This window comes from Herbiconiux sp. SALV-R1, assembly GCF_013113715.1.
Lineage (GTDB): Bacteria > Actinomycetota > Actinomycetes > Actinomycetales > Microbacteriaceae > Herbiconiux.
In genome coordinates, this window is record NZ_CP053344.1 from 1,481,110 (window position 1) to 1,495,708 (window position 14,599).

16 protein-coding genes are annotated in these 14,599 nt (G+C 71.9%); 9 read left to right on the forward strand and 7 right to left on the reverse strand.

Annotation, left to right across the window (positions count from 1 at the left end; genetic code table 11):
* The first annotated feature begins 117 nt into the window (after positions 1-117).
* Positions 118-1,497 (forward strand): aldo/keto reductase, encoded by a 1,380-nt coding sequence (locus tag HL652_RS07175; protein WP_171704695.1) that lies wholly within the window; start codon positions 118-120, stop codon positions 1,495-1,497.
* A 129-nt stretch (positions 1,498-1,626) separates the two neighbouring features.
* Here the strand turns inward: HL652_RS07175 and HL652_RS07180 are convergent, their stop codons facing one another.
* Positions 1,627-2,574: an NAD(P)-dependent oxidoreductase gene (locus HL652_RS07180; RefSeq protein WP_171704696.1), complete on the reverse strand. Its 948-nt coding sequence runs from the start codon at positions 2,572-2,574 to the stop codon at positions 1,627-1,629.
* A gap of 122 nt (positions 2,575-2,696) precedes the next feature.
* Here HL652_RS07180 and HL652_RS07185 point away from each other — a divergent pair, with 122 nt between their 5' ends.
* Positions 2,697-3,533, forward strand: coding sequence for an SDR family oxidoreductase (locus HL652_RS07185; RefSeq protein WP_171704697.1), 837 nt, complete (start codon positions 2,697-2,699; stop codon positions 3,531-3,533).
* Between the two features lie 61 nt (positions 3,534-3,594).
* Here the strand turns inward: HL652_RS07185 and HL652_RS07190 are convergent, their stop codons facing one another.
* The gene (locus HL652_RS07190; RefSeq protein ID WP_253743707.1) at positions 3,595-4,941 is read right to left on the reverse strand and encodes an APC family permease; all 1,347 of its coding nucleotides are present in this window, start codon (positions 4,939-4,941) and stop codon (positions 3,595-3,597) included.
* 204 nt (positions 4,942-5,145) lie between these two features.
* On the opposite strand from HL652_RS07190, the gene HL652_RS07195 reads away from it, so the two are divergent.
* Both HL652_RS07195 and HL652_RS07200 read left to right on the forward strand, forming a co-directional pair.
* On the forward strand, positions 5,146-5,436 hold the full coding sequence (locus HL652_RS07195) for an ArsR/SmtB family transcription factor (protein ID WP_171704698.1): 291 nt from the start codon (positions 5,146-5,148) through the stop codon (positions 5,434-5,436).
* Positions 5,433-5,822, forward strand: a complete 390-nt coding sequence (locus tag HL652_RS07200) for a VOC family protein (protein ID WP_171704699.1) — start codon at positions 5,433-5,435, stop codon at positions 5,820-5,822. Before HL652_RS07195 ends, HL652_RS07200 begins: the two co-directional genes overlap by 4 nt.
* 159 nt (positions 5,823-5,981) lie before the next feature.
* Here the strand turns inward: HL652_RS07200 and HL652_RS07205 are convergent, their stop codons facing one another.
* Positions 5,982-7,934, reverse strand: coding sequence for a cell wall-binding repeat-containing protein (locus HL652_RS07205; protein WP_171704700.1), 1,953 nt, complete (start codon positions 7,932-7,934; stop codon positions 5,982-5,984).
* Positions 7,935-8,182: 248 nt separating this feature from the next.
* Between HL652_RS07205 and HL652_RS07210 the strand changes: the two genes are divergently transcribed.
* Complete coding sequence (locus HL652_RS07210; protein WP_171704701.1) at positions 8,183-8,566, forward strand: hypothetical protein; 384 nt, start codon at positions 8,183-8,185, stop codon at positions 8,564-8,566.
* A gap of 6 nt (positions 8,567-8,572) precedes the next feature.
* On the opposite strand, the gene HL652_RS07215 is transcribed toward HL652_RS07210, so the two are convergent.
* Positions 8,573-9,265: an arsenate reductase/protein-tyrosine-phosphatase family protein gene (locus tag HL652_RS07215; protein ID WP_171704702.1), complete on the reverse strand. Its 693-nt coding sequence runs from the start codon at positions 9,263-9,265 to the stop codon at positions 8,573-8,575.
* A 159-nt stretch (positions 9,266-9,424) separates the two neighbouring features.
* Between HL652_RS07215 and HL652_RS07220 the strand changes: the two genes are divergently transcribed.
* The 4 genes from HL652_RS07220 (at position 9,425) to HL652_RS07235 (ending at position 11,862) form a co-directional block, all read left to right on the forward strand.
* Positions 9,425-9,685: a DUF6458 family protein gene (locus HL652_RS07220; protein ID WP_171704703.1), complete on the forward strand. Its 261-nt coding sequence runs from the start codon at positions 9,425-9,427 to the stop codon at positions 9,683-9,685.
* Positions 9,686-9,688: 3 nt separating this feature from the next.
* Positions 9,689-11,131, forward strand: a complete 1,443-nt coding sequence (locus tag HL652_RS21480) for a serine/threonine-protein kinase (protein WP_253743709.1) — start codon at positions 9,689-9,691, stop codon at positions 11,129-11,131.
* A gap of 64 nt (positions 11,132-11,195) precedes the next feature.
* Complete coding sequence (locus HL652_RS07230) at positions 11,196-11,360, forward strand: hypothetical protein (protein WP_171704704.1); 165 nt, start codon at positions 11,196-11,198, stop codon at positions 11,358-11,360.
* 22 nt (positions 11,361-11,382) lie between these two features.
* The gene (locus HL652_RS07235) at positions 11,383-11,862 is read left to right on the forward strand and encodes an SRPBCC family protein (protein ID WP_171704705.1); all 480 of its coding nucleotides are present in this window, start codon (positions 11,383-11,385) and stop codon (positions 11,860-11,862) included.
* A gap of 73 nt (positions 11,863-11,935) precedes the next feature.
* On the opposite strand, the gene HL652_RS07240 is transcribed toward HL652_RS07235, so the two are convergent.
* From HL652_RS07240 to HL652_RS07250, 3 genes are all read right to left on the reverse strand, one after another.
* Positions 11,936-12,559 carry a D-alanyl-D-alanine carboxypeptidase family protein gene (locus HL652_RS07240; protein ID WP_171704706.1) on the reverse strand — a complete coding sequence of 208 codons (624 nt, stop codon included), beginning with the start codon at positions 12,557-12,559 and terminating at the stop codon, positions 11,936-11,938.
* A gap of 126 nt (positions 12,560-12,685) precedes the next feature.
* A complete protein-coding gene (locus HL652_RS07245; protein WP_253743839.1) occupies positions 12,686-13,291 on the reverse strand; it encodes a response regulator in 606 nt (201 codons plus the stop codon).
* 53 nt (positions 13,292-13,344) lie between these two features.
* The gene (locus HL652_RS07250) at positions 13,345-14,595 is read right to left on the reverse strand and encodes a sensor histidine kinase (RefSeq protein ID WP_171704708.1); all 1,251 of its coding nucleotides are present in this window, start codon (positions 14,593-14,595) and stop codon (positions 13,345-13,347) included.
* Positions 14,596-14,599 lie beyond the last annotated feature (4 nt).

Genomic DNA, 14,599 nt, shown 5'->3' on the forward strand with positions numbered 1-14,599 from the left:
TCTCTTCGTGCTCTCGAGCCAACGCGGCACCCGGATGCCCTCCAAGGCCTTGACATCGAACTCACAGCACCCGAAGGGCCTTGACCTGGAGTGCGCTCCAGCTTGCACGATGGGGGCATGACGATCATCCCGCTGCCCACCTTCGACATCGACGTGCCCGCATCCGGCCTCTCCATCGGCGAGGTCGCCCGCCTCACCGGCCTCAGCATCGACACCCTCCGCTATTACGAGCGCGAGGGCCTGCTGCTCGACCCCGCGCCGCGCGACCCCGGCGGCCGGCGGCGGTACGGCGCCTCCGACCTCGACTGGATCGCCGGGCTCATCATGCTGCGGGAGACCGGCATGGGGATCGCCGAGGTGCGGCGCATGGCCGAACTCAGCCGGAGCTCCGGCACGGAGCCGGCGCGACTGGTGGTTCTCGAGCGCCATCGCGAGGAGGTTCTCGCCGCCCTCGAGCGCACCCGCGCGCATCTCGCCGCGCTCGACTCCAAGATCGCCGCCTACCGCCTCGCCGACTTCCCCCGCACCGCGCTCGGCGACGGCCTTCGGGTCTCGGCCATCGGGCTCGGAGCGATGGGCATGAGCGCGTTCTACGGGGCGAGCGACGAGCAGGAGTCGACCGCGACCCTGCGGCGCGCCGTCGATCTCGGCGTGACCTTCCTCGACACCGCGGAGGCGTACGGGCCGTTCGAGAACGAGAAGCTCATCGCGAGAGCCCTCGGTGACCGCCGCGACGAGGTGGTGCTCGCCACGAAGGCGTCGAGCGAGACCGACGACGACGGCACCGTGCACGGCCGCAACGGCACCCCGGCCTACATCAAGCGGGCCGCCGAGCGGTCGCTGCGGCACCTCGGCACCGACGTGATCGACCTCTACTACCTGCACCGGGTCGACCCTAAGGTGCCCATCGAGGAGAGCGTCGGGGCGATGTCGGAGCTCGTCGCCGAGGGCAAGGTGCGGCACATCGGCCTGTCGGAGGCGTCGGAGGCGACCATCAGGCGGGCGCACGCCGTGCATCCGCTCGCCGCCGTGCAGTCGGAGTTCTCGCTGTTCTCGCGCGACGTGCTGCACAACGGCGAGAAGGCCGTGATGGACGAGCTGGGCATCGGGCTGGTGGCCTTCTCGCCGCTCGGGCGCGGGCTGCTCACGGGGAGCATCCGCTCGGCGTCAGACCTCGATGCGACGGATGCGCGGTTCGGCCTCCCGAGGTTCCAGGGCGAGGCGATCGCGGCGAACGCGGCGCTCGCCGACCGGGTCGCGGCCGTGGCGGCGGAGCGCGGCGCGACCGCGGCGCAGGTCGCCCTGGCGTGGGTGAGGGCCCACGGGGCGGTGCCGATCCCCGGCACCCGTCGCCGGGCGCGGCTCGAGGAGAACGCGGCGGCTGCGGCACTCGAGCTCACCGAGGCGGAGCTGGAGCGGCTCGCCGAGGCGCTGCCCGAGTCGGAGATCGTGGGCACGCGGGACGCCGGGCCGGTGGTGCCGGGCACCGACCGCTGAGCGGGGGAGCGGCGGTGGCCGGCGCGGCGGGCGACCGACCGCGGCACCCGGCCAGGGTTGGAGCCCGCGGCCCAAGCCCCGTGCCCGCGGTCGGTGGACCGAGCCCGCGGCCCGCGGCCCGCGCGGTTCTCAGGTGCGGTCGACGACGTTCTCGAGGGGGCCGCCGGCTCGGAGGGCCTCGAGGTTGCGGGCGATCAGGGCGGCGGCGCCACGGGGGCGGTTGCCCGCCGCGTGCGGGGTGAGCAGGAGGTTCGGCGTCGACCACAGGGGCGAGTCGGCGGGCAGCGGCTCCTGCTGCATCACGTCGAGGGCGGCGGCGCGCAGACGGCCCGAGGTGAGGGCGTCGACGAGGGCCTGCTCGTCGACGGTGGCCCCACGGCCGACGTTCACGAACACGGCGCCGGGCTTCATCGCGTCGAGGAGCGGCGCGCCGAAGGCCTTCTCGGTCTGAGGCGTCGCCGGCAGCAGCGAGATGAGCACGTCGACGCCGGCGAGGTGGGCGTGGAGCCCCGCGTCGTCGACCACCTCGTAGCCGAAACGGGTTCCCGCGCTCGACGCGACGCCGGTGACCTGCGCGCCCAGCAGCTCGAACATCGGGGCCAGCGTGCGGGCGATGGAGCCGAAGCCCCAGATGCAGACGTGGGCGCCGGCCAGCGTGTAGAGGTGCTCGGTCGCGGGGTCGCGCTGAGCCTCGAGGAACTCCTCGTCCCAGACAGCGTCGCGCTGCGCATCCCGCATCAGGTCGAGGCGTCGCACCAGAGCGAGCACCAGCGCGAGGGTGTGCTCGGCGACCGTCTCGTCGTGCAGGGAGCGGCCCGAGGTGACCACGACGTCGGGGGAGAAGCCGGCGGCGAGCACCGCATCCGGGCCCGCGGCCAACGTCTGCACGAGCTTCAGGTCGCCGAGGTGACGGGCGGCGTCGGCGAGGTTATCGGCCGTGTTGCGCCAGGCCACCAGCACCTCGGCGTCGCGGTGCTCGGCAGGGATGGCGACCGAGGGGTCGTAGACGACCGCGGTGTCGGACTCCCCGATCTTGAGGGCGCTGAGGTCGGTGGTGTCGGGGAGGAGGATCTTCATGCCTCCATTCTGGCCGCCCGGCGCGGTCGACGCCCGGCGGCGGTGCCGGAGGGCTGTCAACCCCCGTGCCGACGGGCGGTGCGTCCGTAGGGTGCGAAGAGACACCCCGATGGAGGACAGACATGCCAGAAGCAGAGCAGCAGACCCCGCCCGGTTCCGAGCAGGAGCTCGAGCAGAAGCCCGACCACGGGGAGGACAGCTACGTCGGCAGCGGCAGACTCGCCGGCAAGGTCGCACTCATCACGGGCGGCGACAGCGGCATCGGCAAGGCGGTCGCGATCGCCTACGCGCGCGAAGGAGCCGACGTGGCCATCTCCTACCTCTCCGAGCACGAGGATGCGGCCGAGACCTGCGCACTCGTGGAGGCGGCGGGCCGGAAGGTCCTGAGCATCCCCGGTGACATAGCCGACCCGGCGCACTGCCGGTCGATCGTCGAGCAGACGGTGGCGGAGTTCGGGCGCATCGACGTGCTCGTCAACAACGCGGCGTTCCAGATGGATCGGCCGACGATCGAAGACATCCCCGACGAGGAATGGGACTACACGTGGGCGGTGAACGTGAGCGCCTACTTCCATCTGGTGAAGGCGGCGCTGCCGCACATCCCGGCGGGCGGATCGATCATCGGCTCGACCTCGGTGCAGTCGGACAAGCCGTCGCCGAACCTGCTCCCGTACGCCGCGACCAAGGCGGCGGTGGCGAGCATCAGCGCGTCGCTCGCGCAGATGCTGGCGGAGCGGGGCATCCGGGCGAACAGCGTGGCGCCGGGGCCGATCTGGACGCCGCTCATCCCGGCGACCATGGAGCCCGACAAGGTCGAGAGCTTCGGCTCGCAGTCGCCGCTCGGCCGCCCGGGCCAGCCCGCCGAGCTCGCGCCCGTCTACGTCATGCTCGCCTCCGACGAGGCCAGCTACGTCTCGGGCGCCCGCATCGCCGTCACCGGCGGCACGCCCATCCTCTGAGCCGGGCAGGGGCCGGGCGCTGCGCACGCCCGGCCCGCTTGGCCCGCCCGTGGCGCGGCTGCTAACGCGTCGACGAACCCCGGGTGGGCGCATCCGTCTTCGACGAGGTGGCGCGGCGCACGAGGTAGAGCACCACGCCCAGCACGACGAAGGCGCCGCCGAACGCCCAGACGAGCGGCTCCTGCTGGGTGAGCAGCAGGATGCACGAGAGTACGCCGAGCACGGGAACCCAGGTCCACACCCTGAAGTGCTCGTGCTCGACCCGCTGCCTGCGCAGCACGAGCACCGCCACGTTCGTGCTGATGAACACGAACAGCAGCAGCAGCACGACCGCCGAGGCGAGGGTCTCGAGATCGCCGACGAGCGTGAGCAGCATCGCGATGACGGTGGTGGCGACGATGGCCACCCACGGTGTGCGCCGCTTCGGCAGCACCCTCGACAGCACCGGCGGCAGCAGTCCCTGCTCCGCCATGCCGTAGGTCACGCGGCTCGTCATGATCATGGTGAGCAGCGCGCCGTTCGCCACCGCCACGAGCGCGATGAGGCTGAACAGCCAGTCGGGCACCGGGAATCCGGTGGCCGCGACCACCGCGAGCAACGGCCCCGAGGACTCGGTGAGGTCCTCGGCGGGCAGGGCGATGGCGGATGCGAGACCCACCAGCACATACACCGCACCCGCCGTGACGAGCGCCCCCAGCAGGGCGCGCGGGTACACCCGCGAGGGGTCGCGCACCTCCTCGGCGACGTTGGCCGAGGTCTCGAAGCCCACGAAGGAGTAGTAGGCGATGATCGCTCCGCCGAGCACCGCCAGGGCGGGGGACGAATCGGCGGGGAACTCGGTCACCCGTGAGACGTCGCCCCCGCCGCCGCCCAGCATGGCCGCCACGGCGACGACGACGATCACGAGGCCGGAGACCTCGATGACGGTCATCACCACGTTGCTCTTGACCGACTCGCTGATGCCGCGGGCGTTGAGCGCGGCGACCAGCACGAGGAAGACCATGGCCGCCGGGATCGGCGGAACCGGCAGGAAGGTCTGCAGGTACTCCCCGGTGAAGGCCAGGGCGAGCCCTGCGGCGCTCACCACCCCGGCGGCGAGCATGCAGAAGCCGACGAGGAACGAGATGATCGGCGGCTTGAAGGCCCGCTGCGCGAACACGGCCGCTCCGCCCGCCTTGGGGTACTTCGTGACGAGCTCGGCGTACGACCCGGCGGTGAGGAGCGCCAGGAGCAGGGCCAGCAGCAGCGGAGCCCACAGCGCCCCGCCGACCTCTCCGGCCAGCACCCCCATCAGCGCGTAGATGCCGGCGCCGAGCACGTCGCCGAGGATGAACAGGAACAGGAGCGGACCGGTGATGCGACGCTTGAGCTTCGTCTCGCCGGCCCGCGCATCCGTCTGGGATGTCACGATGAGCCTCCGTTGTGCGCGACCCGCGTTCGGGCCGCGTCGCTCGCGACCGTAGGCGCGCACCCGCCCGCCGCCGAGGGGCTGGACAACCGGCGCGCGCGGCCGTACGCGCGCGCGGACACTCTCGACGCACCCGGGCGTCGACGGGGCCATCATGGCGGGCGACTCTTGATAGGCAAGTCGATACTTGCCTATAGTGGGCTCGTGGCCGACGTGTTCAAGGCTCTCGCCGACGAAACTCGGCGCGCGCTGCTCGACGAACTGCTGCTCCACGACGAGCAGACGCTGTTCGAGCTGTGCTCCCGGCTGGCCATGAGCCACGGCATCTCACCCAGCCGCCAGGCCGTCTCGCAGCACCTCGAGGTGCTCGAGTCCGCGGGGCTGGTGCACCGGGAGCGCCGGGGCAAGTACACCTTCCACACCATCGACACCGCACCGCTCGCGCAGATCGCCGAGCGCTGGCCGGTGCGAGAGAGCAGAGAGAAGCAGTCATGAAACTCCAGACCGTGAGCGTCTTCGTCGACGACCAGCAGCGCGCCGTCGAGTTCTACACCGAGCGTCTCGGCTTCGCGGTGGCGGCCGACGTGCCCCTGGGGGAGCACCGCTGGCTCACCGTCGTCGACCCCGAGCTGCCGGGCGGCACCCAGCTCTCGCTCGAGCCGAAGGGGCACCCCGCGGTCGGCCCGTTCACCGAGGCGCTGGCGGCCGACGGCATCCCCTTCCTGCAGCTCGGCGTCGACGACGTGCAGGCCGAGTACGAGCGCCTGGTGGGCCTCGGAGTCACCTTCACCCAGCCGCCCACGGCCATGGGCCCGGTCATCGTCGCGGTGCTCGACGACGGCTGCGGCAACCTGCTCCAGCTCGCCCAGTTCGTGAGTTGAGCGGGCGGTAGCCGCCGTAGGCGCGCGAGCCGAGGGGCACCGCGCGGGCGGCTCGGTTCGAAAACGCAAACGTCGCGCCGACCGCGCCCGTCCAGGCGGAGGTCGGCGCGACGTTTGCGTTTTCGAACAGCCCGCTGCTGGCGGCGCCGGTGCCGGTGCTCAGGGGCAGCGGTGGAGCGTCTCCACGGCCGGGGAGAGGCTCGCCGGTCCGCCGAGCAGCGTGACCTTCGTGACGCCCCACCCGTGCAGCGCGTCGATCGTCGTCGACGGAACGCAGTCGCCGGGCACGACGAGGAGCGGCGCCGACTTCGTCGCCGCGAGCACACCCCCCGCGAGGGCGTCGGGGAAGTTCACGCCCGTGGCGAGGAACGCCTCGCTCGCGGAGTCGAACGCCGCGAGGTTGACCGTGGCCGAGGCGGCGTAGCGGTCGGCGCCGCCGAGGCGGCTCACCTTCGACGCGCCGTACTCGGCCTTCAGCTGCGACTCGATCGCCGCCGAGACCGAGTTCGGCCCCCCGGTGATAGCGACCCGGGTGACCCCGAGCCGATCGAGCAGCGCCAGCGTCTCGGCGTCGACGGCGGATGCGGTGCCCGGGATGAGCAGCACCGGTGCGCCCTCGCTCGCCGCGGCACTCGTCGCGCTGAGCGCGTCGGGGAAGGTCGCGCCCGTGGCAATGAACGCGGTGCTCGCGGAGTCGAAGGCGGTCTCGACGATCGCTCGCGAGGAGGCGTAGCGGTCGGCTCCGCTTCGTCGCTCCACGCTCGGCGCGAGCGTGCGAAGCTGCTTCAGGACGCTCTCCGAGACCGAGTTCGGGCCACCCACCACGACGATGCGCTCGGGCGACAGCTCGGTGATCGCCTGCTTCACCGCAGCCGGGAGCTCGTTCGGTGCGGTGAGCAGCAGCGGACCGCCGGCTTCGGCAGCCGCCGCGCCGGCCCCGAGAGCATCCGGATAGCTCGCCCCGGTGGCGACGTAGACGACGTCGGCGGTGCCGGGGAAGGCGGCGCGGGCGATGTCGACGGCGCTCGAGTAGCGGTCGGGCGCGGCGATGCGCTCGGATTCGCCGACGATGAGCTCGGTCGTGAGCAGCAGGTAGCCGACGCTCGACGCGCCGGCCCACACCCGGGAGCTGCCGAGCGCGGCGTCGGCCGGAACGGCGACCCGGCCCGACACGGTGCCACCCGCATCGGCGGTGAGGGTGCCGAGTGCGCGAGCCGGAGCCGACGCCGAGTGCAGGGCCACGGTGACCGTCTCACCCGCCTCGAAGCCTGACGCCGAGACGGCGAGCGAGCCTCCCGGCACCGCGAGACCGTCGGTGTCGAGCTCGAGCGCTGCGATGCCGTTGATCGGCTCGCCCTCGCCCGAGACGAGCAGGTAGCCGCTCTCCGCCCCGGCGGCGACGAGGTCGACCACGTCGGTGGTCGCCCAGCCGTCGGGGAGCGCGACCTCGGCGGTGATGGCGCCCTCGCCGTCGGCGGTGACGGCCACCGGTGCCGCAGCCACGGCGGAGACGTCGCCGTCGCCGCGATAACGGGTCGCATTCACGAGGCTCACCGTGACCGTCTCACCCGGTGCGAATCCGAGCGCGTTCACCACCACCTCGCTGCCGAGGGCGGCACTGCCCGGGGTGTACCAGGTCCACGCGGTGGGGCTGTGGTAGATCGTCGGGGGTGGGGTCGGGCTCACCGTGAGGGGGAGGGCGACCGTGGTCTCCCCGCAGTCGACGGTGAGAGTGCCGCTGACCGGGCCGTCCTGACCGATCGGCAGCGGGTTCTGGTCGCGGTCGACGAAGGCGTAGTCGTGATACACCCAGTACCCCTCACCGAAACCGCTCCGCTCGAGCGGGGTGGTTCCGGTCTCGCTCACGAAGGCGGCATCGCCCGGCGTCGGGCACGTGCCGTCGCCCACGAAGGCCAGCGGCACCCGGCCGCCCGGCTCCACCCACGGCGACGAGAGGTACACCCCCGACGGCACCGGCGCCGTGACCGCTGCCGCAGCCGGAAGCGCCGTCACGAGACCGCCGCCGACGAGGAGCGCGGTGACCGCTGTCGACGCGAGCACCCTCCCGATCGAACGGATGCTCGGTGAGGGGGCTCGAACGGCGCCGTTCACGGTCACTCCTTGTGTGCTGCGGGTCGGCGTGCCCGACCGGCGGCGCCCGATCCGAGTATTCCAACGACCCGGCCCCGCCCTCTGCCCCCTGTTGAGGGGTGCTGCGGTGAGCGGAGCCGACCGCGCCCGGCGGCGCCCCGCGGTGCCGAGCAGCGCTCCGCTGGGCGAAACCCCGTGGTCGCGGTCTCGAGCCTCGGGAAGCGGGGGTGGAGCCGCTAGATTGAGCGCGGCGGAGGAAGGGAGGCGGCATGACCGGCATGTTCAGGTGGGTCTACGAAGTCTCGGGCCCGATCGACGGCGCACAGCAGGCGGTCGACGAGGTGCTGACGAGCGAGCAGTACGTGGTCGAGAAGCGCTCGGCCGGCGAGTGGCACGCCACCCTCGGCACCGAACCGAGCTTCCTGCAGAAGATGTTCACGAACGCCGACGAGCCGGTCATCCTGACCGTGACGTTCACCCAGACCGGCGGCGGCGTCGAGGTCGAGCTCAAGCGCCCGACGCTCTACGGCGTGAGCGGCACGGGCCATGGCGAGGTCGCACTCGCCCACCTCGACAAGAAGTACCGGGCCACCGCTCGAGCCGTTCACGAGCGCCTCGACGGCGCCGGCATCCTGCTCAGCTCGCGCGAATAGCGTCGCTCAGCCGGTCGGGACGGCGCCGCGCTCCGACAGGGGGCGGATGCGTGCCGACAGACCGCGCACGCGGCGGGCGATCGTCGCGAAGGCGCTGTCGAACGCCTCCGGGGTGCCGGCGGTGGCGGGGTCGGGGATCGACCAGTGCAGGTCGTCGCGACCCACCAGCTGCTCGTGGGCGCTGTCGCACACGGTCACCACGAAGTCGTGGGGGTCGAGCACCTCGTCGACGTGCTGCGGCCGCTTGCCCTCGTCGATGCGCACACCGTGACGCGCGGCGACGGCCACCGCCCCCGGGTTCACCGAGTCGCTAGGAAGAACTCCCGCCGAGACCGCCGGGATGGGGCTGGTGTCGCGCCAGATGGCCTCGGCCAGCTGCGAGCGCGCGGAGTTCGCGGTGCACACGAACACGACTCGGCCGGGCGCATCGATATCGCTCGGCATGAGGGTGTCGAAGACCTCGTCGTGCAGCGTGATGTAACTGCGGCGCCGATCGAACTCCGAGCGGATGCGCGTGACGATAGCCGCCTTCTCCAGCACCTTGAGGTGGTGGGCGACGAGGTTCGAGCGTAGCTTCAGGAGGAGCTCGATCTCCGACGACGACAGGTCGCCGAGGGTGAGCAGGTCGACGATGCGCAGGCGGTTCGGCTCCGCGAGGGCGGCGAACACCGCGGCACGTCTCTTCAACTCCGCGGGCATCGGACCCCTCCGAAAAATTCGCTCAATCGCTCTTGACTCAATCATGGTAGGCAGGATCTCGACCGACCAGACGAGGTCGACGGTCTTCAGCGGATTGTCAGCCGGCGGTCACCGCGGCGAAGCTCTCGCCGCGACCAACCCGAGTTTGAGGAGCACCCCATGGGTATCGGAACCGGAATCGCTCTCTTCGTGATCGGCGCCATCCTGGCGTTCGCGGTCAATGTCGATCTGGGCGGCGTCGTCAATCTCGCCCTCATCGGGTACATCCTGATGGCCGCCGGCGTCGTCGTCTTCCTCATCAGCCTCGTGATGGTGTTCCGCCGCCGCCAGTCGGTGGCCACCACGCGTTCGGCGGTCGACCCCGCGAGCGGCGAGCAGGTGACCCGCAGCACCCGCGAGTCCGACGGCCCCTTGGTCTGATCGGTGTCGATCGCTCTTCCCGAGAGCTCCCCGACCACCGGCGAGCTGCTCGACGGCCGCTACCTCCTCGACTCGCGCATCGGGTCGGGAGGGATGGGCGTGGTGTATCGCGCCCGCGACGAGACGCTCGGCCGCACCGTCGCCGTGAAGGTCTTCCGCGAGTCGGCGGTCGAAGACGCGCGCACCACCACCGAGATGCGCTTCCTCGCCTCGCTCAACCACGCGGCGCTCGTGACGCTGTACGACGCGCAGATGGCGGGTGACCGACCGCACTACCTCGTGATGGAGTGCGTCGAGGGCCCGACGCTGCGCCAGCGTCTCGAGCGCGGTGCGCTCGGCCGCAAGGAGGCCGCCACCATGGCGCGCGACCTGGCCGAGGCCCTGCACGTCGTGCACCAGTCCGGCATCGTGCATCGCGACATCAAGCCGTCGAACGTGCTGCTGCGGCCCTCCCACCTGCCGGGGGAGGAGTACCGGGCGAAGCTCGCCGACTTCGGCATCGCCCTGCTCGTCGACGCCACGCGGCTCACCGCCCCCGGCACCCTCATCGGTACCGCGGCGTACCTCAGCCCCGAGCAGGTGCGCGGGGCTGCGGCGACCCCCGCATCCGACGTGTACTCGCTCGGGCTGGTGCTGCTCGAAGCGCTGACCGGAGAGCGCGCCTTCCCGCAGACGGCGACCCACGAGACCGCCCTGGCGCGGCTGAGCCGGGACCCGGTGGTTCCCGGGTCGCTCGGCTACGGGTGGAAGTCGCTGCTGTCGGCGATGACGGCGCGCGAGCCCTCTGCACGCCCGTCGGCGCTCGACGTGGTGGTCGCTGCGGGCGAACTCATGAGCGGGGTGGAGAGCGACCCGACCGCGACCGGGGCGATCGACCTCGACGCGACGATGGTGCTCGCCGATCCGACGGCGCACCAGCCGATCGCGCGCGTCGAACCGGTCGCGGCGGTGCCTGCGCCGGAACCCACGGCGGTGCCGTCGACCCACGTGTCGGAGACTGCGCCCAAGGGTCGCAAGCGCTGGGTGACGATGACCCTCGCCGCCTCGGCGCTGGTGTTCCTGGCGGTGGTGGGCGTCTCGCTCGCGGCTCTGGGGGCGTCGTCGGCGCCCTCGGCCCCCGCACAGGTGGAGGGGACCGAGCCCGCACAGCAGCCGGACGCGGTCGTGCCCGTCGATGACGTGCAGCCGGCCGACACGGAACCCGTCGTCGAAGACGCCCCTGCCGACGACACCCCCGCCGAGGTCGTCGTGCCCGAAGACACCCAGCCGGTGGTCGACGCGCCCGTCGACTCCGGAGACACCGGGCCTGGTGCCGGCGATGGCGGCGCGAACGAGAACAAGGGCCCGGGCAACAACAACGGCAACGGGAACGGTGGCGGCAACGGGAACGGCAACAGCGGCCCCGGCAACAACAACGGCAACGGCAACGGCAACGGCAAGAAATAGGACTTCCGCCCACCAGGCGGCAGGGCGGCCCCCGAGGCCGTCGTATCAATAAAGGAGATGCACCATGAACATCCTGCTCATCATCATCGCGGTCATCGCGATCGTCCTCCTGTTCACGGGAGGTTTCGTCTCCTCGCTGAACTTCCTGCTCTGGGTGGGGCTCATCCTGCTCGTGCTGGCGGTGATCGTCTTCCTGGTGCGACTGCTCACCGGAAACCGCCGCGTCTGACCGACGGGCGAGAGGGTTCCACATGGCACGCGCACAGCACTCCGAGACGATCCACGCGCCGATCGCCGCCGTCTACCAGCAATGGCTCGACGTCGAGGCGTTCCCGCGGTTCGTGCTGGCAGTGCGTGAGGTCTCCGTCACGGCGGAGCTCTACAGCCACTGGACCCTCTCGCTCGCAGGTATCGAGCGCGAGTTCGACATCGAGATCGTCGAACAGGCGCCCGAACGACGCGTCTCCTGGCGCAGCATCACGGGCGAACCCGCCCATACCGCCGGCGCCGACTTCACCGAAGACGCCGACGACCGCACCACCGTCACCGTCACCCTCGAGTGGACCCCCGACGGCCCGGCCGAACGCAGCGCCGCGCTGCTGAAGGCCGACACCCACGCCCTGCGCACGGCCCTCCGCGGCTTCAAGCGCTACGTCGAGCAGCACGGCGGCCCCTCCGGCCACTCCCACGTCGTCGTGCAGCCCCTGGACGCCGACCCCTCGGCGAACTGACCCGGCGGTCGATCCACCCCCCGCCGCATCCACCCCCGCGCCGGTCGGTGAGACATCGGTCTCTGCGCCCGTCTCAGCCCGCGCTGCCGTCCGTCAGCTGCATCGGACACTCGCCCGCCGCGTCTGCGATCAGCTCGAAGTGCCAGGGCTCGTTCGTATACACCTGGCAGAGGCCGAACTCGCCGCCGAAGCGGTTGAGCCAGTCCATCGCGTCGGCGGTCTCGAGATCGACCGCCTCGCCCGTCACGTGCTTCGAGTCGTCGCCGCGCTTCACCCAGCGTGCGGCCTCAGACTCGCTGCCGTACTTCTGCACGGCGAGGCGGAACAGTTCCTGCTGGTAACGGAGACTCCGCCAGCCGTCGACGAAGGTGAACTGCAGCCCGCGGTCGGCCAGGGCGGCGGCCTCGGCACGCTCGAGCGCGTCGCGCAGTTCGGGCGCCAGCCCGGTCATGGCCGCGACGTCGTCGCCGAGCGACACCGACTCGCCGAACGGCACCACCCCGTCGTCGGCCCCGAGCTCGCCGTCGGCGACGCCCTGCCCCGGCTGCGCCTCGACCAGGGGAGCGGATGCGGGCCCCGGCCCCGCGGTCACCGTGCCACTACAGGAGGCCAGCAGCACCGCGACACCGAGGGCGACCGCCGCAAGCGCGGTGCGCCGGGCGGGTCGGCTGGAAGAACGGGGATGGAGCGGGAACATGGGGATCCTTTCGGTCCCTTCCAGCCTCGCCACCGGGCCGCCCGCGGGGATCGGCACGAGGTGCCGACCCACCCGACCGAGGTCCCGGCCGCCTCCACCTCGAGGGCCGGCGAGCGGGGGACCCGGCTAGACCAGCTCGTGCCGGTGCGCGAACACCACGAGCTGCACCCGGTCGCGCAGTCCGAGCTTGCGCAGCACCGCTCCCACGTGCGTCTTCACCGTCGACTCGCTGGTGTACAGGCGCGCCGCCACCTCGCTGTTCGACGCGCCGCGGGCGACCGCGTCGAACACCTCCCGCTCCTTGTCGGTGAGCGTGTCGAACTCGGGCGGTGGGGGAGCCGACTCCCGGAACCCGCTCACCAGCAGCGTCGACAGCGCCTGAGGGGCCAGCACCGCATTGCCGGCGTGCACGGTGCGGATGGCGTCGATCAGCATCGCAGGGGTCGCATCCTTCACCAGGAAGCCGCTCGCCCCGTGCCGGATCGCGGTCGCTGCGCGGTCGTCGAGATCGAAGGTGGTGAGCACGAGAACCCGCACCGGCGTCGAGCGTGCCGCCGTGGCCTCGGGGAGGAAGATGCGACGCGTCGCCTCCACGCCGTCGAGTTCGGGCATCCGGATGTCCATCAGCACCACGTCGGGCTCGAGCGCGGTAACGCGCTCGACCGCCTCGAACCCGTCGCCGGCGGTGCCGACCACCTCGAGGCCGTCCTGTGCGTCGACGATGACGCGCATCCCTTCTCGGAACAGCTCCTGGTCGTCGACGAGGAGCACACGGATCGGCGCGCTCACACCCGCACCGCCGGATAGGGGGCGCCCGCGCGCAGCGGCAGCACGGCGGTGACGACGAACGACCCGTCGACCCCGGTCGACACCAGCAGCGACCCACCGACCGACTCGACCCTGCGGCGCATGCCGGGCAGGCCCTCGCCTCCCGGGTGGCCGGCGTCGCCGGGTGCCGGCGCGTCGCCTGGCTGGTTGGTGACCGTGAGCCGCAGCAGGTCGCCCCACTCGCGGTGCACCGCCACCACGGAGTCGCGGCGCCCGTGCTTCAGCGCGTTGGTGAGCATCTCCTGCAGCACCCGGAACGCGACGGTCGCGAGCTCAGGCGGGAGCGGGCGCACCACCCCCGTGTCGGCCACCACGATCGACAGCCCGCTCTCGCGGGTGGACGAGATGAGCGCGTCGAGATCGGTCGGATGGCCCGTCGTGCCGTCGGGCGAGGAGAGCACGGCGCGCACCTCCTGAAGGGAGGATCGCGCCGACCGCGCGATCGTGGCCATCGTGGCCTTCAGCGCCTCCGGCTTCGAGTCGTCGAGGAACTGCGCCGACTCGGCCTGGGCGAGGATGACGGTGAGCGAGTGCCCCACCACGTCGTGCACGTCTCGGGCGAGCCGCGCCTGGTTCTCGCGCAGGGTCGCGATCTCGGCCATGCGCTCGCGCTCGACCGCGGCCCGCGCCGCGGCGCTCTCCGCCTCGGCCTGCGACCGCTGCGAGCGACGGGCGGCACCCCAGTAGCGCGTGACCAGGCCCGCGAGCCAGGGCAGCGCGAGCACGCTCAGGATGAGCGGCAGCACGAACACCGGCCAGGCGATGCCCGCATCGACGAGCGGCACGATGAGGTTGCGGGCGATGCGCGTCTGCCAGAGCGTGTAGGCGAGGGAGTTGATGTAGAGGAACGAGATGACGGCGGCGATCGGGATGGAGATGCCCGACACCCAGAGCAGCACCGTCGACCCCCAGCGGGCGATGCCGAAGGCCACGCCGACCACGGCGATCTGCACCAGCAGCACGTCGGTCGTGGTCGCCGCCTGCAGGATGAGCAGGGCCCAGAGCACGCCGAACGACAGCCACGGGGCGCGGCGCATCGCCGCGACGGCCGTCGCGGTTCCCAGCACCGCCACCGCCTGCACAAGCGCGGGTCCCGAGCCGTAGCCCGAGAGGTTCGTCGACACCGCCTCGATGCCGCCGACGACGAGCACCCCGACCGCCACGAGCAGTTCGGGAGCCCGGGCGAGGTGGCTCGGCTGCACTCTCATCGTC